Raw genomic sequence first — 22,641 nt, 5'->3', positions numbered from 1 at the left:
ATCGGGCGATAGAGATGGATCTGCTCGTCTGGCTCGAACCTTGGGAGCCGTCGCCCACCGTCGTCATCGCGATTGTCGGCGCCGCGATCCTCTTCGTTCGCGGCGTGCGGCATGCGCGCGTATCGCCGCTGCGGCAGGCCTCATTCTGGTTTGGGCTCGTGGCGCTCTACGTCGTGCTGCACACCCGGCTCGATTATTACTTCGAGCACGAGTTCTTCATGCATCGCCTGCAGCATCTCGTGCTGCACCACCTTGGTCCGTTCTTCATCGCCTGGTCGTACCCGGGTGCCGCGCTCAGGGCCGGCATTCCGTTCAACTGGCGACAACGCTTTCTCAAGCGGGCCACGCGGACGAAGCCGATGCGCATCGCGTTCGACGTGATCTTTCATCCCGTCGTCGCCGTCGTGCTGTTCGTCGGGCTCATCTATTTCTGGCTACTCTCGCCGATCCACTTCAAGGCGATGCTCGATTGGCGGCTTTATCGCGTCATGAACTGGAGCATGGCGATCGACGGCCTGCTCTTCTGGTGGCTGGTGCTCGACCCGCGCCCCGCCCCGCCGGCGCGGCTCGCTCCGGGCCGACGCATCATGATGGTCATCGCAGCGATCCCGCCGCAGATCGTGCTGGGTGCGCTGATCTTCTTCACGCCGCGCGAGCTATATCCCATTTACTCGATATGCGGCCGTGCGTTCACCTGGATCAGCCCGATTCGCGATCAACAAATCGGCGGACTGTTGATCTGGATCCCGGGTTCGATGATGAGCGTCATCGGCGCCTTGGTCGCGCTGCGCCATTGGATGCGGCTTTCGGCCCGTGCGCGATTGCGTGAGGAGCGTGCATCGCTCGGTCAGCGCCCACAACCGGCCCCTCGGGAGCTGCCGGTGAGTTCGCCGAATCGCACGGAAGGCGGTGAGGCGAGTCGGCTTTGAGTTGGCGCAGCCAGTTCACGTCGGTCTCGTTGGCACGCACGCGCGATGCGAGCGACGTTTGAGCGGGCACGCGTCAGGCCGAGCGCATCCAGACGTGAGGAATACCGTCCTCGTCGTGAATATCGGATGTCGGTCGAAAGCCGAATGCGCCATAAAACGGCTGCAGATGAGCTTGCGCATGAAGGCTGATCGCCGCGTTCGGCCATTGCGACGCGATATGCTTCAGCGCCTGCTCGAGCATTGCGTTGCCGAGCCCGATGCCGCGAAACTCCGCCGTGGTCAGCACGCGGCCGATACGGACATCAGGGTGCGTCTCGTCGGGTAGCAGAACGCGCAGATAGCCCGCAAGCGTCGACTGGCCTTCAATCGGCATGAAAGCGAAAAGATGCCATGCGTCTTTGTCGATCCCGTCGATATCGCCATAAACGCAGTTCTGCTCGACGACGAAGACCTTGCTGCGCGCCTCCAGCATCTCGTAGACGTCGGCGCCGCTTAGTTCGGAAAACGGCTTCCACCGCCATTCGATTTCGTTCAGGCGGCTTGTTGGACGGTCGTTCATGAATCAAGAGCAAAGTGAGGGCAAGTCGCGATTATCCCGCATCCCGCCGCGCTACGACAAACGCCACCTTTGGTGATGCGACCCGTGACGCGCGAGCCGTGGCTTGACGCGAAGGTGTCGACGCGCATGCCGATCGCCAGCATCAGCGCTCAATCGAAGGCTTGCGCCGAAACCGCTCACGATATTGCAGCGGCGTGACCCCGAGCTGCTTTGCAAACACGGCCCGCATGCGGTCCGCGATCCCGAACCCGCTCTCCCACGCAACCACCTTGAGCGGCGCGTCGCCGCCCTCGAGCAACTGCCGCGCCGCATCGAGGCGCGCGCGTTCGATGAACTCATGCGGCGTGAGCTTGGTTTCCTGCACGAAAACGCGTGCGAAGTTCCGCTCGCTCATGCCGGCGACCGCTGCGAGCTGACGCACCGTGAACTTATCGTGAATGTGCGCCATCACATGAGCCTGGACCTTGGCGATCGGTGAAGTCTCATCGGCGGGCGCCGTCAGATAAGGGCTGAATTGCGATTGCCCGCCTTGTCGCTGGGCGAACACGACAAGACGTTTCGCGACCGCGAGCGCCGTCCTCGCGCCGTGGTCCTCGGCGACGAGCGCGAGTGAGAGATCGATGCCGGCCGTGACACCGGCTGACGTGACGAGTCGCTCATCACGGAGATAGATGCTGTCGAAGTCGACTCGCGCGCGCGGAAATCGTTGAGCGAGCTCTCGAGCGTGCTGCCAGTGAGTCGTGACTTGACGGTCGTCGAGCAGCCCGGCGTGCCCCAATGCAAATGCCCCAGTGCAAATCGAGCCGTAGCGCTCGCACTGCGACGCCACTGTGTTGAGCCACTCCGATAGCGGCGGATCGGGTGGCCCGTCGGGCAGCGCCGGCCCGCCCGCCACCAGTGCGAGGTCGAAAGGCCCCGGGCGGCGGGTCGATGCGTCCTTCAGCGTTCCGCTCGACATATCATCGAACGTCGCTTCGAACGTCGCATCGGGCACGAGCGTCATGCCGTTCGACGCGCGTAGCGCATCCTGCGTCGCAGCGACGAGCGTCACCTGGTAACGATCGGCCGGCGCGAGAAAGCGGTTGGCCTCGGAAAAGACATCGATTGGGCCGGCGACATCGAGCGCTTGTACGCCTGGGAATATGGCGACCGCTACGGACTTCATTCTCGTTGCCTTTCTCGTCGAAACGGGCGTTCCTTTTACGCTCGAAGGCTGCATCGGGCAATGCTGCCCGATGGCAGCAATCGTCGTGCGCTTGGCAGGGTTCGATGGTTGTCTTGCGTTGCCGCTCGGCTGTGCTTCGCCAATACTCGATTTCACCGACAACCTACGGACGCTTGGCCAAGCAGCATATCAAAATGCGCAAAAAGCCACGAGCGCTCCGGCATCCTCAAGGAGTCCTAACCGTGAGCACGACGATCGCAGGCATCAAGATCCCCGATAGCGCCATGGCCCGCGCGGCCACCGAATTCGTTCGCGATACGGAGCCCGACTTGCTCTATCACCACTCGCGGCGCGTCTTTCTATTCGGCGCGTTGACGGGCGAACGCGAAGGTCTCAAATATGATCCAGAGCTGCTTTATATCGGAGCGATGTTCCATGACGTGGGACTGGTCGAGGCCTATAGCAGCGCGACCGAACGGTTCGAAGTCGATGGCGCGAACGCGGCGCGGGACTTTCTCAAGCAATACGGCGTGAGCGAATACGACATCGAGCAGGTATGGACTTCCATTGCCTTGCATACGACGCCTGGCATCCCGAAGCACATGAAGCCCGTTGTCGCTTTAGTGACGGCAGGCGTCGAAATGGATGTGCTCGGACTCGCATACGACGCGTTCACGGAAGCGCAGCGCACTCAGGTGGTTGCCGCGCATCCGCGCGTCGAGACATTCAAGAACGACATCATCGACGCGTTCACGCGCGGCACGGTCAAGAAGCCGGAGACCACGTTCGGAAACGTGAAAGCCGACGTGCTCGCGCTGCGCAATCCGACCTACAAGCGCCTCAACTTCTGCGAGATCATTCTCGGCTCCGCGTGGGATGATCGGCACGAGCATGCGCATGGGGTTGCGTGCGGATGTCACGACCAGGACGGCACGGGGTCATGACCGCCCGTGCGCCATCTCCGTGTCGTAGTGCGTCTGAAGGTGCATCCAGCTTTGCGGAGCAACGCCAAAGAAGGCGCCCAACCGCACGGCCGTATCGGCCGTAATGGCCGTAATGGCGCGGCCGTGCCTGATGATTTCGTTAGAACTGTTGTGTACAATTACACAAACGAACAGCGCACACCTCATGAAGCTCCTGAAGGCCGACGGCTGGTTCCTGGTGAACACAGTTGGTTCGCATCACCAGTTCAAGCACCCATCGAAGCAGGGCAAGGTGACGGTGCCGCATCCGAAAAAAGATCTTCTGATCGGCACGGTGCGCAGCATACTCAAGCAGGCTGGCTTGAAAAACTCGTAACTCGTAGAAGGAGCGCGAAATGCTCTACCCACTTTACGTGCATGTCGGCGATGCTAAGCATGCGCACGGCGTCACATTTCCCGATTTCCCGGGCTGCTATTCTGCAGCCGACGACTGGGAGGATCTGCCGCGCGCGGTCCAAGAAGCTGTCGAGGCGCACTTCGAAGGCGAAGATGAGCCCATTCCCGAGCCCACTCCGCTCGAACAACTCGCTGCTGATCCTCAATACGAGGGAGGTGTCTGGATGCTCTTTGATATCGACCTGACGAAGATCAACTCGAAGGCCGTTCGATTGAACATCAGCTTGCCGGAACGCCTTGTTCAGCAGATCGACGCAGTGGCTCGTGCACGTAAGCTGTCGCGCTCGGCATTCTTGGCGCTCGCTGCCGAACACGAAATGGCAAACGCTTAGTCCCGCGGAAAAGAAAAAGCCCTGACAAGTCAGGGCTTTATATGGAGGCGCGAGCCGGAGTCGAACCGGCCTACACGGCTTTGCAGGCCGCTGCATAACCGCTTTGCTATCGCGCCGTAAGCGGGTCATCCGATCGTTGCCGCGGCATGCCGCGCAGCGATTCGTCGATTTTCTCGATTGGCGCCGGCACTGGCCGCCAAACAAAAAGGGAAGCCAAGCTTCCCCTATACCTGGAGCGGGAGACGAGTCTCGAACTCGCGACCTCAACCTTGGCAAGGTTGCGCTCTACCAACTGAGCTACTCCCGCTTCGAACTTGCGTTCACCAACTTGCTCGCACAACGCTCATCGCCATACACCACCGCGAGATCGTCATGCCAAAAAACCTGGAGCGGGAAACGAGTCTCGAACTCGCGACCTCAACCTTGGCAAGGTTGCGCTCTACCAACTGAGCTATTCCCGCATCGGCTCGACAGCGCCGACATAAACAAGCGCGCCGAAGAAACGAGATTATGTATAAGCCACTGAATCGTGTCAATACCTTCGTTGAGGCCCCGTTTCGTCCAGGCGGCTGAGGACCGTCTCGACCGCGCGCATCAGCGACTTAGAATCAGAATCGCGTCTCACGCGAAGCGCGCAAGAACGAATCGAGCAGCGGCGTGCAGTCGAGCAATTCAGGGCCGCCCGCGCGATGGAACTCGGGATGCCACTGCACGCCCATGACAAACGGAGCACGCCGGTACCGGACGGCTTCGATGAGCCCGTCCTCCGACGACACGGCCTCCACGTTCAGGTCGCGTCCGAGTGTCTTGACGGCTTGATGGTGGATCGAGTTCACGAGCGCCTCGTGACGCCCCGGAAACATGTTCACCAGCGTCGAGCCCTGCGGAAAGCGCACGGCATGCCGGTGTTGGTCGTAGCGCTCGTTGACATGAACGCCGGCCGTCGGCACTTCGGTCGCAATGTCCTGATAGAGCGTGCCGCCGAACGCGACGTTGATCAATTGGCACCCGCGGCAGATCCCGAGCACCGGCTTGCCCGATTCGATGAACTCATAGAGCAGCTCGAGCTCGTACATGTCGCGCACACGATCGCCGGGCCACTCGGCGCTAGCCTCCGTTCCAGCGTACGTTTGCGGCGAAACGTCGGCGCCGCCTTGCAGCAGCAAGCCGTCGAGATGCTTCGCATAATCGCGCAAGCGGATATTGCTCGGATGGAGCATCCCCTGATGGCCGACCGTCGGAATCATGAACACCATCACGTCGCGCGACATCACCCAGTGCGCAACCGATTCCTCGAGATACTGCAGCGTTTTGCCGCGCAGCCCCACAGCCCCTGGCTCGGGGTGAAAGATCCGCGCGGAAACGCCGATGCGCAGCGTGCGCTGCGTGATTCGCTGTCCCGCACGATCGAACAGGCGCCGCGCCCGCGCCACCATCGTGCGGCCGAACACGCTCCACGGCGAATCGCTTTGCTTCAAATAGGCGGGCTTCTCGGGCGGGGGAACCGCGCCCGGCGGCGGCGGGCGCGGTGTGTCGAAATCGGGTTGCGAGCCGAAGCCAGGAGGCGGTGCGCCGCGCGCGGCGGCGGCCTCCCGTTCCTGCTGCAGTTGCAGTTCGGCGCTCTGCTCCGCAGCCGCTTCTTGTTCTGCCGTCTCGCGCGCCGCCGTCACGCGTGCCTCCGCCGCTTCGGCAGCGTGCGATGGCGGGCTCGATGCGGGCTCCACCGCCGATGCGCTCTCGAGCGTATCGCTCGACGCACGCTCGGCCGCTTCGGCGGTCGCGGAATCCGCCGGCGAAGAGCCGCGCATCGCCCCAGCGGCGACGGAATCCGCGCCCGCGCCGACGGGAGGGTCGCTCGCGACCGTATCGGTCGATGCACGGACGGTGTGCCTCGATGAAGACGGCGAAGACGGCGAAGGCGGCGACGCCGACGAAGCCTGAGCCGCGGCACCGGCGTCAGCACCCGCAGGCGGCAAGGCCGGGCCAGGACGCGCGGAAGACTGCGAAGTTTCGGGGGAACTGCTGGAAGGAGAGGAGGTGTCCGGGCTGGGACGTGGGACGTTCGGTGGCGTGTTTTCGCTCATGACGATGGGCAGGCGCGCGTCGCACGCAATTGGCGATCTAAGAACCCCTATTATCCGCCACCGCACAAAGCCCCCGCAATGCGGAGCGGACAGGCTGATGAGATTTCGAGGTGTATCGCGCCCCGCCCTTCGCCACGATCGGCCCCATACGGGCTCGATTGCTCGCAGCTACAATGCGGGCAGCCGGGCTGGCAAAAACGGTGCCGGTCGGGCCCGCGAAAGACGAATGTCCGCAGGCCGACTAACGGCAGTAAAAAGCGCGCCGATGTGCATTCTTCGGCCAAATACTGAACGAACGACGATACCCATGACCTCCCATTTCGTCCCCTTTCCGCCGCTCGCGCGCCTCGCGGCCGATCTGGCCTCGGGTGCGACGACGAGCCGCGCCCTCGTCGAAACCGCGCTCGAACGTATCGCCGATCCGGCGGGCCAAGGCTCGACCGTCTTCCTGCAAGTCGATGCCGCCGCCGCCCGCGCCGCGGCCGATGCGCACGATCGGCTGCGCGCGGCGGGCACCGTTCTGTCCCCGCTCGCCGGCATACCCGTGTCGGTCAAGGACCTCTTCGATATAGCCGGTCAAGTGACCCGCGCCGGCTCCCGCGCGCTGGCCGGCGCGCCGCCGGCCAGCGCCGATGCGCCCGTCGTGGCGCGGTTGCGGCGCGCGGGCGCCGTCATCGTCGGAAGAACCAACATGACGGAGTTTGCTTTCTCCGGGCTCGGGCTCAACCCGCATTACGGCACCCCGCTTTCCCCGTACGGTCGCGGCACCGCCGGGGACGCCCCCTCTCGGGGGCTCCCTGAGGAAGTGGACGTTCCCTCGGGGGACGAGCGGATCGCGGGCGGATCCTCGTCCGGCGCCGCGGCCTCGGTTGCCGACGGAATGGCGGCCGTGGCGCTCGCGACCGATACGGGCGGCTCGATCCGGATTCCCGCGGCGTTCACGGGCCTGACAGGCTTCAAGCCAACCGCGAGCCGCATTCCTCGAGAAGGCGCCGTGCCGCTCTCGAAGACGCTCGATTCGTTCGGACCGATCGGCGTTTCGGCCGCCTGTTGCGCGCTCGTCGACAGGATCCTCGCCGGCCTCGAGCCGCGCGTACCGGCCGCGCGCCAGATCGAAGGTTTGCGCCTCGGCGTGCTGACGCATTATGTGACGGACGACGTCGAAGCGCCCGTCGCCTCCGCGCTCGATGCGGCGCTCAAGCATCTCGAAGCGGCCGGCGCGATCCTGTCCGACGTGCGCTTCGCCCCGCTCGAGCGGCTACCCGGCGCCGGCCGCTATGCCCTCTCCGCGATCGAGGCCTGCGCCTGGCATCGCCCGCTCATTGCCGCTCACCGCGACGAATACGATCCCCGCGTGCTGTCGCGAATCCTGAAAGCCGAGACGGCGAGCGCGAGCGACTACATCGACCTGCTCGCGGAACGCGCGGAACTCATCGAGGCAGCGCATGAAACGCTGTGGCAACATTTCGATGCGATCGTAGCGCCGACTGTGCCGATCGTGCCCCCGCGCCTTGCCGATTGCGATCGCAGCGACAGCGAGTACGCCCGCATCAACGCGCTCGTGCTGCGCAATCCGAGCGTGTTCAACATGCTCGACGCCTGCGCGATCTCGCTGCCCTGCCATCCGCGCGGTGACGCCCCCGTCGGGCTGATGCTGGCCAGCGCGCCGCACGGCGACGAGGCACTGTTCGGCGTTGCTCTCGCCGTCGAACGCGTCTTGGCGTCGATCCGATAGTTCCGTAGCCCCGCCGCTTCGAATAAACGTCGAACGCTCGAGCGAACTCGGCACGGACGCGGTAGGCTGCAGGTTTTTTGCCAATGACCTGACGAAACGGAAACGGCCTCGCCCGTCTACGCATCGTCGAAAAAGGAGCTTTCGCTTCATGAACGATTTGCTTTCGCAACGCCGCGAGCGCCGCCTGCTCGTCCTGCTGGGCATCGTCTGCCTGGGCCTCGTCGGCGGCGCGCTGTACCTGCAGTACGCAAAAGGTGAGGACCCTTGCCCACTTTGCATCATCCAGCGCTATTTCTTCATTTTCGTTGCCATCTTTGCGTTCGCCGGCGCAGCATTCGGCGGCTGGCGCGGCATCGCCTTCTTCGAGACGCTGATCGCCATCATCGCCGCGGCTGGCATCGGCACGGCCGCCCGCCATCTCTACATCCAGCTTCATCCCGGCTTCAGTTGCGGATTCGATGCACTGCAGCCCGTCGTCGACGGCCTGCCGCCCGCGCATTGGCTCCCGAGCGTCTTCAAGGTCGCCGGCCTTTGCGAAACCGTCTACCCGCCGATTTTCGGGATCCTGCTGCCCGGCTGGGCGCTCATTGCTTTCGGCCTGACCTTCGTGCCCGTCGTCGCAAGCCTCTGGGGCCGGCGCGCGCGCCGTCGACGGTTGAAAGCGATCTGACCTGATTTCGCTGAGATTTCGCCGGATATGACCTCCGCGCTTCGAGCGCGGCCTTTTCTGGCATGGCCTGTTGCTCGGGTTCGGCCGATGCGGCTGCTCGCAACTTCCTCGCGCGCGGGGCGTCGTACTTATCGGTGAGCTGATAGCCCGCATCAGCGCCGGGCGATCCGCTCGGCAATTTGCAGTGCTATCTTCTTCACGGATGGCGATCCACGTGCGCGAAACCGGTCCTCGGCCGGCGCGAAGCGTAACGCGCGCCTGATCCATATCACCAAGGATTCGGCCATGACGACGCATCCCATCCGTTTTTATTACCGCGGAGCCATCCGCGAAGTGCACGGCGTCCCGCCCACCCAGACCGTGCTTCAACACCTGCGTGAAAACGTGCGCTGCACCGGCACGAAGGAAGGCTGTGCCGAGGGCGATTGCGGTGCCTGCACGGTCGTGACCGGAGAGCTCGACTCGCATGGCGAGCTCGTGTTGAAAGCCGTCAACGCATGCATTCAATTCCTGCCCACGCTCGATGGCCGCGCGCTCTTCACGGTCGAGGATCTGCGGGGCCCCGAGGGTTCGCTGCATCCCGTGCAACGCGCGCTCGTCGACTGCCATGGGTCGCAATGCGGTTTTTGCACGCCGGGATTCACGATGTCGATGTGGGCGCTCTACGAGAATCATCCGCGCGCGGCCGGATTGCCGACGCGCGAAGAAATCGCGACGGCGCTATCGGGCAATCTCTGCCGCTGCACGGGCTACCGGCCGATCGTCGATGCCGCGCAAGCGATGTTCGACGAGGAGCACTACCCTCGCCCGACGCTCGATCGTCATGCGGTCGCCGACGCGTTGCGCAAGATTCGCCGCGCCGATACGTTCGAGTACGCGGGCCCCGACGTGCGCGGCGCTGAGTTTGGCCACCCGGTGTTTCGGGCACCGGTGTCGCTCGACGGCTTCGCCCGGTTGCGCGCCGAGCACCCGCACGCACGCGTGCTCGCGGGCAGCACGGACGTCGGCCTTTGGGTGACGAAGCAGATGCGTGAACTGGGCGACGTGCTTTACATCGGCAATGTGGCCGAACTGAAAACCATCGAGCGCGACGCCACGACGCTGACCATCGGCGCCGCCGCGACGCTCGAAGACGCCTACGCCGAACTCGTCGGCGATTACCCGGAGCTCGCCGAGCTCGCGAAGCGCTTCGCGTCGCTGCCGATCCGAAATGCGGGCACGCTCGGCGGCAACATCGCGAACGGCTCGCCGATCGGCGATTCGATGCCGGCATTGATCGCGCTCGGCGCCGAGGTCGTCTTGCGCCGCGGCGACGCAACGCGCACGCTGCCGCTCGAAGCGTTCTATCTGGGCTATCAGAAAACAGCGCTGGAGCCGGGCGAATTCGTCGCGGCGCTGCGCGTGCCGCGCCCGGGACCGCGCTTGCGCTTTCGCACCTACAAAGTCTCCAAGCGCTACGATCAGGACATCTCGGCCGTTTGCGGCGCGTTCGCGCTCGAGATCGAAGACGGCTCGATCGTCTCGGCGCGCGTCGCCTTCGGCGGCATGGCAGCGACGCCCCAACGCGCGAGCCGCGCCGAAACCGCGCTCGCGGGCGCTCAGTGGGACGCTGAATGCGCCCATCGCGCAATGGAGGCGCTCGCCAGCGATTACGTGCCGCTCACCGACATGCGTGCGTCGAGCGGTTATCGGACGAAGGTCGCGCGCAATCTGCTGTGGCGCTTTTACCTTGAAACGCGCGAAGCATCGCCGCTCGCGCTCGCGCAAGTCGACGCATTCGCTTTCGGCGGGGACGAGGCCGATCTTGCGGAGCAGGCTGCCGGGAGGGACTTGCAATGACTGCGCGAATCCATGCATCGACAAGCAGCGCGGGCGCGCGCGCCGGCGCTGCAACGCACGCGGACATCGCGATCGGCGTGCCGCTGCCGCACGAATCGGCCGAGTTGCACGTGAGCGGCGAGGCCGCCTACACCGACGATCTGCCCGAACTCGCCGGCACGCTTCATGTCGCGCTCGGCCTCTCGAGGTATGCGCACGCGCGCATCGCATCGCTCGACCTTTCGGCAGTCCGAGCCGCGCCCGGTGTGGTCGAGGTATTGACGGCGGCCGACATACCCGGCGAGAACAACTGCGGCCCGGTCTTGCACGACGATCCGATCCTCGCCGAGGACACGGTCTTCTACCTCGGCCAGCCCGTCTTCGCGGTGATCGCGACGAGCCGCGAGCTCGCTCGCCGCGCGGCCGCGCTTGCGAAAAGCGACGACGTCGTGCGCTACGAGCCGCTCGAAGCCGTACTGACGGTCGCCGCCGCACGCGAGCGTAGGCAGTACGTGCTGCCGCCGCTTCATCTGACGCGCGGCGAGCCGGCCGCGAAGATCGCAGCCGCGGCCCATCGCCTGCAAGGTGAGTTCGAGGTGGGCGGACAAGAGCAGTTCTATCTCGAAGGGCAGATCGCCTATGCGATCCCGAAGGAAAACGCCGGCATGCTCGTCTACAGCTCGACTCAGCATCCGAGCGAAATGCAGCAGGTCGTCGCGCATATGCTCGGCCGGCCCGCGCATAACATCGTTTGCGAATGCCGACGCATGGGCGGCGGCTTCGGCGGCAAGGAATCGCAATCGGCGGTATTCGCCTGCATCGCGGCGCTCGCCGCCGATCGGCTCAGGCGCCCGGTCAAGCTGCGCCCCGATCGCGACGACGATTTCATGATCACCGGCAAGCGCCATGACGCGGTCTACCGCTATGAAGTCGGCTTCGACGATGACGGACGCATTCTCGGCACGCGTGTCGAAATCGCCTTGCGCGCGGGCTACTCGGCCGACTTGTCGGGCGCCGTCGCCACGCGCGCGGTCTGTCATTTTGATAACGCCTACTACCTCGCCGACGTCGACATCGTCGCGCTTTGCTGCAAGACGAACACGCAGTCGAATACGGCGTTTCGCGGCTTTGGCGGACCGCAGGGCGCGCTCGTCATGGAAGTCATGCTCGATGCTGTCGCGCGCGAACTCGGCCGCGATCCGCTCGACGTGAGAATGGCGAACTACTACGGTATCGGCGAGCGCGACCTGACGCCGTATGGTCAGCGCGTGGAGGACAACGTGCTCGCCCCGCTCACCGCTCAGCTGCTCGAGTCGAGCGACTATCGCCAGCGACGCGCCGCGCTTGGCGAGTTCAATCGACGAAGCCCTGTGCTCATGCGCGGAATCGCGATGACGCCGGTCAAGTTCGGTATTTCGTTCAACGTGCCGTTCCTCAATCAGGCCGGCGCGCTCGTGCACGTTTATCGCGACGGCTCCGTGCTGGTCAATCACGGCGGAACGGAGATGGGTCAGGGTGTCAATACGAAAGTCGCGCAGGTCGTCGCCGGCGAGCTCGGGCTGCCACTGACTCAGGTGCGCGTGAGCGCGACCGACACGTCGAAGGTTGCGAATACCTCGGCGACGGCCGCCTCGACCGGCAGTGACCTGAACGGCAAGGCGGCCGAGGCCGCCGCTCGCACGATTCGCGAGCGGCTCGCCGAGCTGGCCGCGAAAATCCTCGGCGGTGAGCCCGCCGAGGTGCGCTTCGAAAACGCCACGGTCGAGGCAGGCGGGGCGTCGATGCCGTTCGCGCAACTCGTCAACGAAGCCTATCTCTCTCGCGTGCAGCTCTGGTCCGACGGCTTCTACGCAACGCCGAAAGTGCATTGGGATTCGAAGACGCTGACGGGTCACCCGTTTTACTATTTTGCCTATGGCGCCGCCGTCTCCGAGGTCGTCGTCGATACGCTGACGGGCGAATGGAAGCTCTTGCGCGCCGATTTGCTGCACGACGTCGGCCGCTCGATCAATCCGGCCATCGATATCGGCCAGATCGAAGGCGGCTTCGTTCAAGGCATGGGATGGCTCACGACCGAAGAGCTCTGGTGGAATCATGAGGGTCGCCTCATGACGCATGCGCCGTCGACCTACAAGATTCCTGCCGTGAGCGACGTGCCCGCCGATTTTCATACGGCGCTCTATCGCAACGAAAACGCCGAGCCGACCGTGTTCCGCTCGAAGGCTGTCGGCGAGCCGCCGCTGCTGCTCGCATTCTCGGTCTTCCTCGCGCTGCGCGATGCCGTGTCCGCCGCCGTGCCGGATGCGCAGGCCGCGCCGCCGCTCAGGGCGCCCGCGACGCCCGAAGCGATTCTCGATGCCATCGCTGCCCTGGAAGCATCGCGAGCCGGTGACGCAGTGACCGCAAACGGCACAGCGACGACAGCCACTGCCGATTCCTCCAACGATGCAAGCGAAGCCGTACCGGGCGATGTGCTCGGCGCCGACTGACGAGAGATCAGGATCCAGATGCATACGTGGCTCACCGATTTGCAGCATCTGCTCGCGCACGGCGACGCCGCCGTGCTCGTGACCGTGGCGCGCATCGAAGGCTCGGCGCCGCGCGAAGCAGGCGCAAAGATGATCGTCACGCGCGACGCCGCACGGCACACCATCGGCGGCGGACATCTCGAATGGCGCGCCATCGAGATCGCGCGCGAGGTGCTGCGCGACGGCATGCGCGTACCGCATCTGCGCCGGCTGGAGCGATTCGCGCTGGGGCCGAGTCTCGGACAGTGCTGCGGGGGTGCCGTCGTGCTCGCATTCGAGCGCCTCGATGTCGGCGATCTCGGATGGGTGGCGACATTGGCGAAACGGCTGCAAGCGGGCGCAAGCTGCGTGCGCACCGTGTCGTTCGGCCCCGCGCTCGACGGCGTGCAGCTTTCAGACCCCGAGCCGGGCACGGTGACGCCCGATTGCCTGCTCTGGGACGGCGCCGGTTTCGACGAAGGCAACGCGCTGCTGACCGAAACGATCGTGCCGCGCGAATTTCCCGTCGTCGTCTTCGGGGCCGGCCATGTCGGCGCGGCGCTCGTGCGCGTGCTCGCGACGTTGCCCTGCCGCGTGCGCTGGGTCGACGAGCGCGATGCGCAGTTCGGGCAGCATGTGCGGCCGAACGAGTTTGCCAACGTGACGATCGACGCGAACGATGCGCCCGACGAAGCCGTCGACGACGCGGAACCCGGCACCTACTTCGTCGTCATGACGCATAACCACGCGCGCGACCTTGCGCTCGCGGAACGCATCCTGCGGCGCGGCGACTTCGCGTTCTTCGGCATGATCGGCTCGCGCACGAAGCGCCGCAAATTCGAGCACCGGCTCGCGGCCGTCGGCATCGATCCCGCGATCGTCGCTAGAATGCACTGCCCGATCGGCATCGAAGGCATCGCCGACAAATCGCCCGAAATCATCGCGATCGCCGTGGCCGCGCAATTGCTGCAAGCGGTCGAGGCGGTACGCGCGAAACGCGGCGGCGCCGAGACATCGTCCGCATCGCACGCCATTCATCGACCCACGATCGACCATGACACCGACATTCGCTAAAAAAATCGCCGGCGCGCCGAAGGCCGAACTGCACATTCATATCGAGGGCTCGCTCGAGCCCGAGCTCATTTTCAAGCTCGCGAAACGCAATGGCGTAAAGCTCGCCTATGACTCGATCGAAGCGCTTCGCGCCGCCTATGCCTTCACCGATCTGCAATCGTTCCTCGACATCTACTACGCCGGTGCGAGCGTCTTGCTGACCGAAGAGGACTTCTACGAGATGACGGCGGCCTATGTCGAGCGCGCGCTGGCCGATCACGTCGTGCACGCCGAAATCTTCTTCGATCCCCAAACCCATACCGAGCGCGGCGTCTCGATCGCCACCGCGGTGGCCGGCATCGAACGTGCGCTGGCCGTTGCGGAGCGGCGCGGACTCACGAGCCGCCTCATTCTTTGCTTTCTGCGGCATCTCTCGGAAGAGGATGCACTGACTACGTTCGAAGCCGCGCTGCCCGTCTTCGACCAGTACGCGCACCGGCTCGTCGGCGTCGGCCTCGATTCGTCGGAGCGCGGCCATCCGCCCTCCAAGTTCGAGCGTGTGTTCGAGAAGGCCCGCGCACGGGGACTGAAGACTGTCGCCCATGCAGGCGAGGAAGGTCCGCCGTCCTATGTCTATGAGGCACTCGATTTGCTCGAGGTCGATCGCATCGATCACGGCGTGCGCAGCATCGAGGACCCGGCGCTCGTCGCACGGCTTGCCGAGACACGCGTTCCATTGACCGTCTGCCCACTGTCGAACCTGAAGCTGCGAGTCTTCGACGACATGAAGCAGCACACGTTGAAGACATTGCTCTCGCACGGCGTGGCCGTGACGATCAATTCGGATGATCCGGCTTACTTCGGCGGTTATGTCAACGCGAACTATTTGAGCGCTGCCGAAGCGCTCGACCTGACCGATGCCGAAGTCCATACGATTCTGCGCAATGGCTTCGAGGCATCGTTTGTCGCCGCCGACGAGCGCGCCGCATTGGTCGCGACGCTCGACGACTACTGGCGACGATAAGGCAAGCCGCCGCACTCCAGTGCATGTCGACGCGCTGCCTGCGGCTGCGCAGCGCGCCCCGCAAGCATGCCATCGGACAGCCGAGCAGCGGCATCGCGTTATGAGAAGAGATTCGAAATCATGAGTGACAAAGGCAACCGCATCACGCAACGCATCGCCTATCGTGCAAAGCTGCTTTCGTTCAGGGGCGATCCCGCGCACGCGGACGACGCAGTCGACTTCGAGGACGATGGTCTGCTCATCGTCGAGGATGGGCGCGTGGTGGCGCGCGGTGCCTATGGCTCGCTTGCGGCGCAATTGACGCCGGCAACGGAAGTTCGCGACTTGCGCGGCAAGATGATCGTGCCGGGCTTCATCGATACCCATCTGCACTACCCGCAGACGGACATGATCGCCTCGCCGGCGCCTGGGCTCTTGCCATGGCTCGAAAACTACACGTTCCCGACCGAGCGCCGCTTTGCCGAGCTCGCCCATGCGGAGGAGACGGCGAACTTCTTCCTCGATCAATTGCTCGCGTGCGGGACGACGACGGCGCTCGTCTACTGCACGGTACACAAGCAATCGGCGGACGCGCTTTTTGCGGCAAGCGAAGCACGAAATCTGCGCATGATCGCGGGGAAGGTGCTGATGGACCGCAATTGTCCCGACTACCTCCGCGATACGGCGCAATCGGGCTACGACGATAGCGCTGAACTCATCGCGCGCTGGCATGGCCGCGGACGGCAACTCTACGCGCTCACGCCGCGCTTCGCGCCGACTTCGACGCCGGAGCAGCTGGAAGCGTGCGGCGCGCTCGCGCGCGAGCACGCCGACGTGTTCATTCAGACGCATGTCGCGGAAAACGTCGACGAAGTGAAGTGGGTCGCCGAGCTCTTCCCCGGACACCGCAGCTACCTCGACGTCTACGATCGCCGCGGATTGCTGCGCCGTCGTGCCATTTACGGGCACTGCATTCACTTCGACGAGAACGATCGCCTACGAATGGCCGAAGCAGGCGCCGTCGCCTCGCACTGCCCTACGTCGAACCTCTTTCTTGGCAGCGGCCTCTTCGATATGGCGAAGGCCGACGCCAGCAGCATGCCGGTCGCGCTCGGCACCGACGTCGGCGGCGGCACATCGTTTTCGATGCTGCAAACGATGAACGAAGCGCACAAGGTCGCCCGCATGACGGGCCATCATCTGACGGCCACGCGCATGTTCTGGCTCGCGACGGCGGGTGCCGCGCAAGCGCTCGATCTGGGCGAGACGATCGGTACGCTCGCACCGCGGACGGAAGCCGACTTCGTCGTGCTCGACCCGGAGGCGACGCCGCTCATCGCGCGCCGCACGGCGCGCGCGGAATCGCTCGAGGAATGGCTTTTTGCATTCGCGCTACTGGGCGACGATCGGGCGGTGTACGAGACCTACGCCGCCGGATCGTGCGTTCATCGGCGCGACGAAAAGCGGCCGCTTGGCACTGTCACCGCACCGAGTCGCGGCTAGCGCCGGATTTCACGTCACACACACGACAGGCGCCCTGCTCGCGCTCGGCCCCATGTTTCAAGTCGCCGTGCAAATCTCGTGCAGGGTGTTCAGCCGCCGTGCGGGATCGGCCACATAGGGGTTCGTCTCGTCCCACGCATACCCCGCGAGTACCGCGCTGATCATGCGGCGAATCTCGGGCGCCTGATTCGGCGCGAAGATGATGTCCTGCAGTTCGCCCGTGTACCAGCGCTCGACGAACGCACGGAACGTGTCGATGCCCTTGCGCAGCGGCACGTCATACTCGGTCATCCAGTCGACGCTCTCGCCGCCCAATTGACGCAGCAGCACCTGCACCGCCAAATGGGCGGATCGCAGCGCGATCGTCACGCCCGACGAAAACACCGGGTCCAGAAACTCGCCTGCGTTGCCGAGCAACGCATAGCCCGGGCCGTGCAGCCGCTCGACGTTCGCGGCATAGCCGGCAATCTGCCGTACCGGCATCAGGAAAGGCGCGTCGCCAATCAACGCCGCGATGGTTGGCTCCTCGCGCATCAGGTCGCGCAGCTTTGCTTCGCGCGCCGCCTCGGGCACGTCGAGGAACGCCGCTTCGGCGACACAGCCTACCGACGTGCGGCCCTGGGCGAGCGGAATCATCCAGTACCAGACGTCGCGATGCCGCGGATGGACTGCCACGCAGATCTTGTCGCGATCGGTGCTCCCGGCCGGCAGCGCATCGCGCACGTGCGAAAAGAGCGCGGCGCGCGCCGGCATGCGCGTGGGCCTTTCGAGCCCGAGCAGGCGCGGCAGCACGCGGCCGAATCCGCTCGCGTCGAGCACGAAGCGCGCTCGCACCACATAGTGGTTGCCCGTTTCGTCGGCGACATCGAGCTCGGGTGCCGCGCCCGTGCGCATCGATCGCACGACGTGGCGGAAGCGCACATCGGCCCCTTGCTCGGCCGCCCGGCGAATCAGCAGGTCGTCGAAAACCGCGCGCTCGACCTGATAGGTCGTGCCCCACCCTTGCGTGTGCTTGTCGCGGAAATCGTACGCCGAGGACTTCTCGCCGCAGACGAAGTACGCGCCGTTCTTGTATTGAAATCCGGCCTGCACGACGGACTGCAGCATGCCGGCCTCTTCCAGATAGGCCATGCTTTGCGGCAGCAGGCTTTCGCCGATCGGAAAGCGGGGGAACTCTTCGCGCTCGAGCACCCGCACCGAGCGGCCCGCTCGCGCGAGCAGGGCGGCGGCAACCGCGCCGGCGGGGCCCGCCCCGATCACGGCCACGTCTACTTCGACGTCATTCAGCGAAACTCTAGTCATCTTTTTCTCTTCATTGGTCCGATCTTGTTGTAAATCCATGCGGTCTTCGATAAAGCCATCCAACGCTCAGCGTTAAGTGGCTCATTGCCATTACAATTGCCGCATTAACAATGACAATTCGCCTTAGGGGAAAAACGAACGTGTCATCCTCTTCCATCCACACGCCGCGCCGGGCCGTCGCGTTCGTGCCGGAAACCGCGTTCGGCACATGGTTCCTGCGCACGCATACGTGGCAGCATCACGTGCTCCGCGTTGCCATCGACGATCTCAAGCACCTCATCGACGGTCCGCTACCGCAAGCACCGGTGATCGTCGATGTCGGCTGCGGCCAAGGCCTGTCGTTCAAGCTGCTCGAACATGCCTTCGCGCCGCGCCGCATCGTCGGCGTCGATTTTCACGAGCCTTCGCTCGAGCTTGCCGCCCGAGCCGCAAGCGAACTTACGACCGGCGTCGAGTTGCAGCACGGTGACTGCGCCGCGTTGCCGCTTGCGGACGCCAGCGCGGACATCGTCTTCTGCCATCAAACGTTTCATCATCTCGTCGAGCAGGAGCGCGCGCTCGCGGAGTTCCATCGCGTGCTCAAGGACGGCGGGCTGTTGCTCTTCGCCGAATCGACCGAGGTCTACATCAAGTCGTGGGTGATTCGGCGGCTCTTTCGCCATCCGATGCATGTGCAAAAGAGCGCCGACGGTTACCTCGACGTGCTGCGCGCCGGCGGCTTCACCTTCGGACCGAACAACGTTTCGCTGCCCTATCTCTGGTGGAGCCGGGCAACGGACTTCGGCCTCCTCGAGCGGCTCGGGCTGCACCGGCCCCAGCCCGGCAAGCGCCGCGAAACGCTCGTGAACGTGGCGGCCCGCAAGATCGGCTGAGCCGCGGTCAACCGTCCGTGCCCCGACGCGCGCAGCACCGTCCGCACGCCTACTCACAAGCGCCGAACATAAGGCTCGCGCAACTGCCGCCGAACCCGAACGAAATCGACATCGCCGTGCGGATCCGCGCGGCCCGCGATTCGCGCACGAGCGGCTTCCCGGCCGCGCACGCATCGAGGTTTTCAATGCCCGGACTGCCGGCAATGAAGCCGTCGCGCATCATCAACAGCGTGTAAATCGCCTCGTGCACGCCCGCCGCGGCGAGCGGATGACCGCTCAAGGCTTTCGTCGACGAGAACGGTGGCAGCGCTTCGCCGAATACGGCGGTCAATGCGCCCAGTTCTTCGGCGTCGCCCAGCGGGGTCGACGGCGCGTGCGTGTTCACATAGTCAGGCGCGCCACCCGCTTCGGCGAGTGCCTGACGCACGGCACGCGCAATGCCGGCCGGGCCGGGCGCGACCATCGTGATGGCTTCGGTCGATTGACCGAAACCGGTCAGCTCGGCATAGATACGCGCCCGACGCGCCCGCGCGTGCGTCAGTGATTCGAGTACGAGCACGCCGGCGCCGGACGCAATCACGAAGCCATCACGCTCGGCGTCGTACGGCCGGGACGCGCGCCGCGGATCGTCGTTGAAGCGGCGCGAAAGCGCGCCCATCGCGTCGAACATCAGCGTGTAGTTGTCGTGCAGCTCTTCACTGCCTCCCGCGAGCACGATTTGCTGTCGGCCCGTCTGAATCAGCTGCATTGCCTGGCCGATCGCGAGCGCTGACGTCGTACAAGCCGAGGACGGAGAATAGACGATGCCCTCGAGCCCGAATGCGTGAGCGACGTTCGCCGACACGGTGCTGCTCATCGCCTGCGGCACGATGAACGGCGGCGCCTTTTCGATGCCGCGCGCGGCGACGATCGCGAGCGCGGCGTCGTACGAGGAAAGCGCGCCGCTGCCCGAACCGATGACGGCACCCGCATGCGGCGAGCGAAGCGACGCGGAAGGCAACTCGGCGTCTTCGATCGCCTTGCGCGCCGCGTGACAGGCAAAGCGCGCGGTGTCGCCCATGAAACGCTCGAGCTTGCGTGTGAACGCGGGTTCCCCCGCCACGGTGGCCCGGCCGGCCACCTGGCTGCCAAAACCGCGCTCTCGCCATGCGTCGATGGCGACGATCCCGGCACGGCCGGCGTGCAGCGCGTGAGCCACATCGTCGAGGGTATTGCCCAGGCACGAGACGATCCCCATTCCCGTCACGACCACCCGCTCGCCCACACCGCTCATTGGACCCGCCGAAAAACGAGCGACGTGTTGATGCCGCCGAAGGCGAAGTTGTTGCTCATGACATATTCGGCATCGATCTCGCGTCCGGCGCCCCGGATGTAATCGAGTGGCGCACAAGCCGGATCGACGTCATCGAGATTCAGCGTCGGTGCGTACCAATTGCGTTTCATCATTTCGATCGTCCACCACGCCTCGAGCGCGCCGCATGCACCGAGCGTATGACCGACATAGCTTTTGAGCGAGCTGATCGGCATGGCGTCGCCAAAGATCTCGGCCGTCGCGGCGCTTTCGGCCACGTCGCCGCGATCGGTGGACGTGCCGTGCGCGTTCACGTAGCTGATCGCCGTGGCGGCCAGCGTCGCGTCGGCAAGGGCGAGCCGCATTGCGTGCGCCATCGTGGCGGCGGTCGGCTGGGTCATATGCGCCCCGTCGGAATTGCAGCCGAAACCGACGACCTCCGCATGGATCCGCGCGCCGCGCGCGCGTGCATGCTCGTACTCTTCGAGCACGAGCGTCGCCGCCCCTTCGCCGACGACGAGCCCGTCGCGCTCAACGTCGAACGGCCGCGGCGTCAAATGAGGCTCGTCGTTGCGCGTGCTCGTCGCGTAGAGCGTATCGAACACCGCGACGGCTGGCCCTGAGAGCTCTTCGGCACCGCCCGCGAGCATCAAGGCTTGCTTGCCCGTCGCGATGGCCTCATAGGCGTAGCCGATCGCCTGGCTTCCCGACGCGCAGGCCGAGGACGTCGGGATGACCCTTCCCTTGAGGTCCCAGAACAGGCCGACGTTGACGGCGGTCGTATGCGGCATCATCTGCACGTAGCTATTCGACGTCACGTCCGTCATCGAGCCGGTCTCGAGCATCGCGCCGAACGCGCGAATCGGCTGTACGGAGCCCGACGAAGAACCGTATGCGACGCCCATGCGCCCGTCGGCAATCGACGCGTCACCGGCCAGGCCCGCATCGGCGAGCGCGAACTCGCTCGCGCGAACGGCATACATCGAGACCAGCCCCATCGAGCGCGTCTTCTTGCGTGGATAGTGCGCAGGCAGCTCGAATGCAGGCAACGGGCACGCAAGCCGCGAATGCAGCGCGGAAAAGTAGTCCCATTCGGGCATGCGACGAACGGCGTTGCGCCCGCCGCGCAATGCGACTTCGATCTCATCCCAGCTCGAGCCGAATGCGGTCACGCCGCCCATTCCAGTCACCACGACGCGCTTCATCAGATGATCCCGCCATTCACGCCGATGACCTGACGCGTCACGTACGACGCCGCATCGGACATGAGAAAGCTCGCCACGGCCGCGACTTCCTCCGGCTTGCCGACGCGCCCCATCGGGACCATGCGCAGCGCTTCGTCGAGATGCTCGACGTCGGCAAGCATTTCTGTGTCGATCAAGCCGGGAGCAACGCAATTGACGGTGATGCGGCGCGATGCCAGCTCGACCGCGAGCGCCTTCGTCGCGCCGATGAGCCCGGCCTTGGCCGCGCTGTAGTTGACCTGGCCGCGATTGCCGATCACGCCCGAGACCGAGGCGATCGTCACGATCCGCCCCCCCGCCTTCGCCCGCACCATCGGCATCGTCAGCGGATGCACGACGTTGAAGAACCCATCGAGACCCGTATCGACGACCGCATCCCAATCGTCGCCGGTCAGCGCCGGAAACGCGGCGTCGCGCGTCAGTCCCGCGCAAAGCACGATGCCGTAGTAAGCGCCCTCGCGCGCGACGTCCGCTTCGAGCTCGGCCCTACAGGTCTCGCGATCGCGCACGTCGAACTGGAGCAGATGCGCACGGCCCCCATTGCGGGCAATGCCATCGACGATCGCTTGCGCTTCGGCTCTGGCGCTTTTGCAGTGAACGCCGACGGCAAAACCGTCCGCCGCCAATCGATTCGCAATGGCGCGGCCGATACCGCGACTTGCACCGGTGACGAGTACACGCCGGTTGCTCATGAGGCAAAGCTCCCTTCAATGAATGCCTGAAAATCACTCGGCTGAAACACTTTGATCACCGCTTGCGCCACGCGCTCTCCTTCGGCCTCGATCGCGCATTCGTAAGCCCCGTGCCCTTGCTCGCTGCGCAAAAGCTCCTTCGCCTCGACGCGCAATCGAGAGCCGTCCGCAAAGGCGCTCCGATGCGCCTCATAACGGCTCGATCCGAGCAGAACGCCGGGCCTTGCACGACCGCCGGCTCGCAGCGCGGCCAGACCGACGTGCGCCGCGATCGCCTGCGCCATCAACTCGATGCCGATCCACGCGGGCATGGCACCCGCCGCATCGGCGTACCAGGCCGCCCGGTCGACGCGCGCCTGCGCAACGAGTGCCGCGTCGTCGAAAGCCAGAACGCGCTCCAGCAGCAGCATCGTGCCGCGATGGGGAAGGATTTCCTCGATCGGCGGATAGGCCGCCGTATCTCCGAAATGACGCGCCTCTTCCGTCATGCAACGTTCATTACC

The 22,641-nt window shown here is 65.0% G+C and carries 20 protein-coding genes, 3 tRNA genes and 1 pseudogene; 12 read left to right on the top strand and 12 right to left on the bottom strand.

The features are described 5' to 3' along the window. The first annotated feature begins 14 nt into the window (after window positions 1-14). On the top strand, window positions 15-929 hold the full coding sequence (locus AB4Y31_RS03935) for a cytochrome c oxidase assembly protein (protein ID WP_368672793.1): 915 nt from the start codon (window positions 15-17) through the stop codon (window positions 927-929). Window positions 930-1,002: 73 nt separating this feature from the next. Here the strand turns inward: AB4Y31_RS03935 and AB4Y31_RS03930 are convergent, their stop codons facing one another. Continuing rightward, the gene (locus tag AB4Y31_RS03930; RefSeq protein WP_368672792.1) at window positions 1,003-1,488 is read right to left on the bottom strand and encodes a GNAT family N-acetyltransferase; all 486 of its coding nucleotides are present in this window, start codon (window positions 1,486-1,488) and stop codon (window positions 1,003-1,005) included. A gap of 142 nt (window positions 1,489-1,630) precedes the next feature. Next, window positions 1,631-2,653 carry a GlxA family transcriptional regulator gene (locus AB4Y31_RS03925; protein WP_368672791.1) on the bottom strand — a complete coding sequence of 341 codons (1,023 nt, stop codon included), beginning with the start codon at window positions 2,651-2,653 and terminating at the stop codon, window positions 1,631-1,633. 242 nt (window positions 2,654-2,895) lie between these two features. Between AB4Y31_RS03925 and AB4Y31_RS03920 the strand changes: the two genes are divergently transcribed. After that, window positions 2,896-3,597: an HD domain-containing protein gene (locus AB4Y31_RS03920; RefSeq protein ID WP_368672790.1), complete on the top strand. Its 702-nt coding sequence runs from the start codon at window positions 2,896-2,898 to the stop codon at window positions 3,595-3,597. Here AB4Y31_RS03920 and AB4Y31_RS03915 read toward each other — a convergent pair. Beyond that, a pseudogene (locus AB4Y31_RS03915) lies at window positions 3,592-3,738 on the bottom strand (transcriptional regulator); the annotation flags it as partial. The gene AB4Y31_RS03920 and the pseudogene AB4Y31_RS03915 overlap by 6 nt on opposite strands. Window positions 3,739-3,781: 43 nt before the next feature. Between AB4Y31_RS03915 and AB4Y31_RS03910 the strand changes: the two are divergent. Next, window positions 3,782-3,952 (top strand): type II toxin-antitoxin system HicA family toxin, encoded by a 171-nt coding sequence (locus AB4Y31_RS03910; RefSeq protein WP_368672789.1) that lies wholly within the window; start codon window positions 3,782-3,784, stop codon window positions 3,950-3,952. A 19-nt stretch (window positions 3,953-3,971) separates the two neighbouring features. Further along, a complete protein-coding gene (locus tag AB4Y31_RS03905; RefSeq protein WP_107150817.1) occupies window positions 3,972-4,364 on the top strand; it encodes a type II toxin-antitoxin system HicB family antitoxin in 393 nt (130 codons plus the stop codon). Between the two features lie 42 nt (window positions 4,365-4,406). Here the strand turns inward: AB4Y31_RS03905 and AB4Y31_RS03900 are convergent. The 4 genes from AB4Y31_RS03900 to AB4Y31_RS03885 form a co-directional block, all read right to left on the bottom strand. Next, window positions 4,407-4,480 (bottom strand) — tRNA-Cys (locus tag AB4Y31_RS03900). 115 nt (window positions 4,481-4,595) lie between these two features. Next, window positions 4,596-4,671 (bottom strand) — tRNA-Gly (locus AB4Y31_RS03895). A gap of 78 nt (window positions 4,672-4,749) precedes the next feature. After that, window positions 4,750-4,825: transfer RNA gene (locus AB4Y31_RS03890), tRNA-Gly, on the bottom strand. Window positions 4,826-4,972: 147 nt separating this feature from the next. Then, window positions 4,973-6,448 (bottom strand): gamma-glutamyl-gamma-aminobutyrate hydrolase family protein, encoded by a 1,476-nt coding sequence (locus tag AB4Y31_RS03885; protein WP_368672788.1) that lies wholly within the window; start codon window positions 6,446-6,448, stop codon window positions 4,973-4,975. A 307-nt stretch (window positions 6,449-6,755) separates the two neighbouring features. Here AB4Y31_RS03885 and AB4Y31_RS03880 point away from each other — a divergent pair, with 307 nt between their 5' ends. The 7 genes from AB4Y31_RS03880 (at window position 6,756) to guaD (ending at window position 16,737) form a co-directional block, all read left to right on the top strand. Continuing rightward, on the top strand, window positions 6,756-8,183 hold the full coding sequence (locus AB4Y31_RS03880) for an amidase (RefSeq protein ID WP_368672787.1): 1,428 nt from the start codon (window positions 6,756-6,758) through the stop codon (window positions 8,181-8,183). A gap of 148 nt (window positions 8,184-8,331) precedes the next feature. Beyond that, window positions 8,332-8,853 (top strand): disulfide bond formation protein B, encoded by a 522-nt coding sequence (locus AB4Y31_RS03875; protein WP_368672786.1) that lies wholly within the window; start codon window positions 8,332-8,334, stop codon window positions 8,851-8,853. A 285-nt stretch (window positions 8,854-9,138) separates the two neighbouring features. Continuing rightward, complete coding sequence (gene xdhA / locus AB4Y31_RS03870) at window positions 9,139-10,692, top strand: xanthine dehydrogenase small subunit (RefSeq protein ID WP_368672785.1); 1,554 nt, start codon at window positions 9,139-9,141, stop codon at window positions 10,690-10,692. Then, window positions 10,689-13,160, top strand: coding sequence for a xanthine dehydrogenase molybdopterin binding subunit (xdhB, locus tag AB4Y31_RS03865; RefSeq protein ID WP_368672784.1), 2,472 nt, complete (start codon window positions 10,689-10,691; stop codon window positions 13,158-13,160). Before xdhA ends, xdhB begins: the two co-directional genes overlap by 4 nt. Before the next feature lie 18 nt (window positions 13,161-13,178). Further along, complete coding sequence (xdhC, locus tag AB4Y31_RS03860; RefSeq protein WP_368672783.1) at window positions 13,179-14,252, top strand: xanthine dehydrogenase accessory protein XdhC; 1,074 nt, start codon at window positions 13,179-13,181, stop codon at window positions 14,250-14,252. Beyond that, the gene (locus AB4Y31_RS03855) at window positions 14,233-15,255 is read left to right on the top strand and encodes an adenosine deaminase (RefSeq protein WP_368672782.1); all 1,023 of its coding nucleotides are present in this window, start codon (window positions 14,233-14,235) and stop codon (window positions 15,253-15,255) included. The genes xdhC and AB4Y31_RS03855 overlap by 20 nt, the downstream gene beginning before the upstream one ends. A 120-nt stretch (window positions 15,256-15,375) precedes the next feature. Next, window positions 15,376-16,737: a guanine deaminase gene (gene guaD / locus AB4Y31_RS03850; RefSeq protein WP_368672781.1), complete on the top strand. Its 1,362-nt coding sequence runs from the start codon at window positions 15,376-15,378 to the stop codon at window positions 16,735-16,737. 57 nt (window positions 16,738-16,794) lie between these two features. Here guaD and AB4Y31_RS03845 read toward each other — a convergent pair whose 3' ends face one another. After that, window positions 16,795-18,039 carry an NAD(P)/FAD-dependent oxidoreductase gene (locus AB4Y31_RS03845; RefSeq protein WP_368672780.1) on the bottom strand — a complete coding sequence of 415 codons (1,245 nt, stop codon included), beginning with the start codon at window positions 18,037-18,039 and terminating at the stop codon, window positions 16,795-16,797. Window positions 18,040-18,179: 140 nt separating this feature from the next. Here AB4Y31_RS03845 and AB4Y31_RS03840 point away from each other — a divergent pair, with 140 nt between their 5' ends. After that, window positions 18,180-18,911 (top strand): class I SAM-dependent methyltransferase, encoded by a 732-nt coding sequence (locus AB4Y31_RS03840; RefSeq protein ID WP_368672779.1) that lies wholly within the window; start codon window positions 18,180-18,182, stop codon window positions 18,909-18,911. 49 nt (window positions 18,912-18,960) lie between these two features. On the opposite strand, the gene AB4Y31_RS03835 is transcribed toward AB4Y31_RS03840, so the two are convergent. Genes AB4Y31_RS03835 through AB4Y31_RS03820 form a run of 4 tightly spaced genes read right to left on the bottom strand, consistent with a single transcriptional unit; the run spans window position 18,961 to window position 22,626 of the window. Continuing rightward, window positions 18,961-20,184: a beta-ketoacyl synthase N-terminal-like domain-containing protein gene (locus AB4Y31_RS03835; protein ID WP_368672778.1), complete on the bottom strand. Its 1,224-nt coding sequence runs from the start codon at window positions 20,182-20,184 to the stop codon at window positions 18,961-18,963. Then, window positions 20,181-21,407 carry a beta-ketoacyl-ACP synthase gene (locus tag AB4Y31_RS03830; RefSeq protein WP_368672777.1) on the bottom strand — a complete coding sequence of 409 codons (1,227 nt, stop codon included), beginning with the start codon at window positions 21,405-21,407 and terminating at the stop codon, window positions 20,181-20,183. Before AB4Y31_RS03830 ends, AB4Y31_RS03835 begins: the two co-directional genes overlap by 4 nt. After that, on the bottom strand, window positions 21,407-22,138 hold the full coding sequence (locus AB4Y31_RS03825; protein ID WP_368672776.1) for a 3-ketoacyl-ACP reductase FabG2: 732 nt from the start codon (window positions 22,136-22,138) through the stop codon (window positions 21,407-21,409). Before AB4Y31_RS03825 ends, AB4Y31_RS03830 begins: the two co-directional genes overlap by 1 nt. Then, the gene (locus AB4Y31_RS03820) at window positions 22,135-22,626 is read right to left on the bottom strand and encodes a beta-hydroxyacyl-ACP dehydratase (RefSeq protein ID WP_368673442.1); all 492 of its coding nucleotides are present in this window, start codon (window positions 22,624-22,626) and stop codon (window positions 22,135-22,137) included. The genes AB4Y31_RS03825 and AB4Y31_RS03820 overlap by 4 nt, the downstream gene beginning before the upstream one ends. Window positions 22,627-22,641 lie beyond the last annotated feature (15 nt).

It is taken from the genome of Trinickia sp. EG282A (assembly GCF_040965455.1).
In the GTDB taxonomy this organism is placed as follows: domain Bacteria; phylum Pseudomonadota; class Gammaproteobacteria; order Burkholderiales; family Burkholderiaceae; genus Trinickia; species Trinickia symbiotica.
The sequence above is the reverse complement of the archived record's forward strand: the minus strand, read 5'-3'. Positions and strand labels throughout refer to the sequence as shown.

Excerpts from the sequence above, each read along its gene's own strand:
- AB4Y31_RS03935 (WP_368672793.1), top strand. The coding sequence starts at position 15 with ATGGATCTGCTCGTCTGGCTCGAACCTTGGGAGCCGTCGCCCACCGTC.
- AB4Y31_RS03930 (WP_368672792.1), bottom strand. The coding sequence starts at position 1,488 with ATGAACGACCGTCCAACAAGCCGCCTGAACGAAATCGAATGGCGGTGG.
- AB4Y31_RS03925 (WP_368672791.1), bottom strand. The coding sequence starts at position 2,653 with ATGAAGTCCGTAGCGGTCGCCATATTCCCAGGCGTACAAGCGCTCGAT.
- AB4Y31_RS03910 (WP_368672789.1), top strand. The coding sequence starts at position 3,782 with ATGAAGCTCCTGAAGGCCGACGGCTGGTTCCTGGTGAACACAGTTGGT.
- AB4Y31_RS03905 (WP_107150817.1), top strand. The coding sequence starts at position 3,972 with ATGCTCTACCCACTTTACGTGCATGTCGGCGATGCTAAGCATGCGCAC.
- AB4Y31_RS03885 (WP_368672788.1), bottom strand. The coding sequence starts at position 6,448 with ATGAGCGAAAACACGCCACCGAACGTCCCACGTCCCAGCCCGGACACC.
- AB4Y31_RS03880 (WP_368672787.1), top strand. The coding sequence starts at position 6,756 with ATGACCTCCCATTTCGTCCCCTTTCCGCCGCTCGCGCGCCTCGCGGCC.
- AB4Y31_RS03875 (WP_368672786.1), top strand. The coding sequence starts at position 8,332 with ATGAACGATTTGCTTTCGCAACGCCGCGAGCGCCGCCTGCTCGTCCTG.
- xdhA (WP_368672785.1), top strand. The coding sequence starts at position 9,139 with ATGACGACGCATCCCATCCGTTTTTATTACCGCGGAGCCATCCGCGAA.
- xdhB (WP_368672784.1), top strand. The coding sequence starts at position 10,689 with ATGACTGCGCGAATCCATGCATCGACAAGCAGCGCGGGCGCGCGCGCC.
- xdhC (WP_368672783.1), top strand. The coding sequence starts at position 13,179 with ATGCATACGTGGCTCACCGATTTGCAGCATCTGCTCGCGCACGGCGAC.
- AB4Y31_RS03855 (WP_368672782.1), top strand. The coding sequence starts at position 14,233 with ATGACACCGACATTCGCTAAAAAAATCGCCGGCGCGCCGAAGGCCGAA.
- guaD (WP_368672781.1), top strand. The coding sequence starts at position 15,376 with ATGAGTGACAAAGGCAACCGCATCACGCAACGCATCGCCTATCGTGCA.
- AB4Y31_RS03845 (WP_368672780.1), bottom strand. The coding sequence starts at position 18,039 with ATGACTAGAGTTTCGCTGAATGACGTCGAAGTAGACGTGGCCGTGATC.
- AB4Y31_RS03835 (WP_368672778.1), bottom strand. The coding sequence starts at position 20,184 with ATGAGCGGTGTGGGCGAGCGGGTGGTCGTGACGGGAATGGGGATCGTC.
- AB4Y31_RS03830 (WP_368672777.1), bottom strand. The coding sequence starts at position 21,407 with ATGAAGCGCGTCGTGGTGACTGGAATGGGCGGCGTGACCGCATTCGGC.
- AB4Y31_RS03825 (WP_368672776.1), bottom strand. The coding sequence starts at position 22,138 with ATGAGCAACCGGCGTGTACTCGTCACCGGTGCAAGTCGCGGTATCGGC.
- AB4Y31_RS03820 (WP_368673442.1), bottom strand. The coding sequence starts at position 22,626 with ATGACGGAAGAGGCGCGTCATTTCGGAGATACGGCGGCCTATCCGCCG.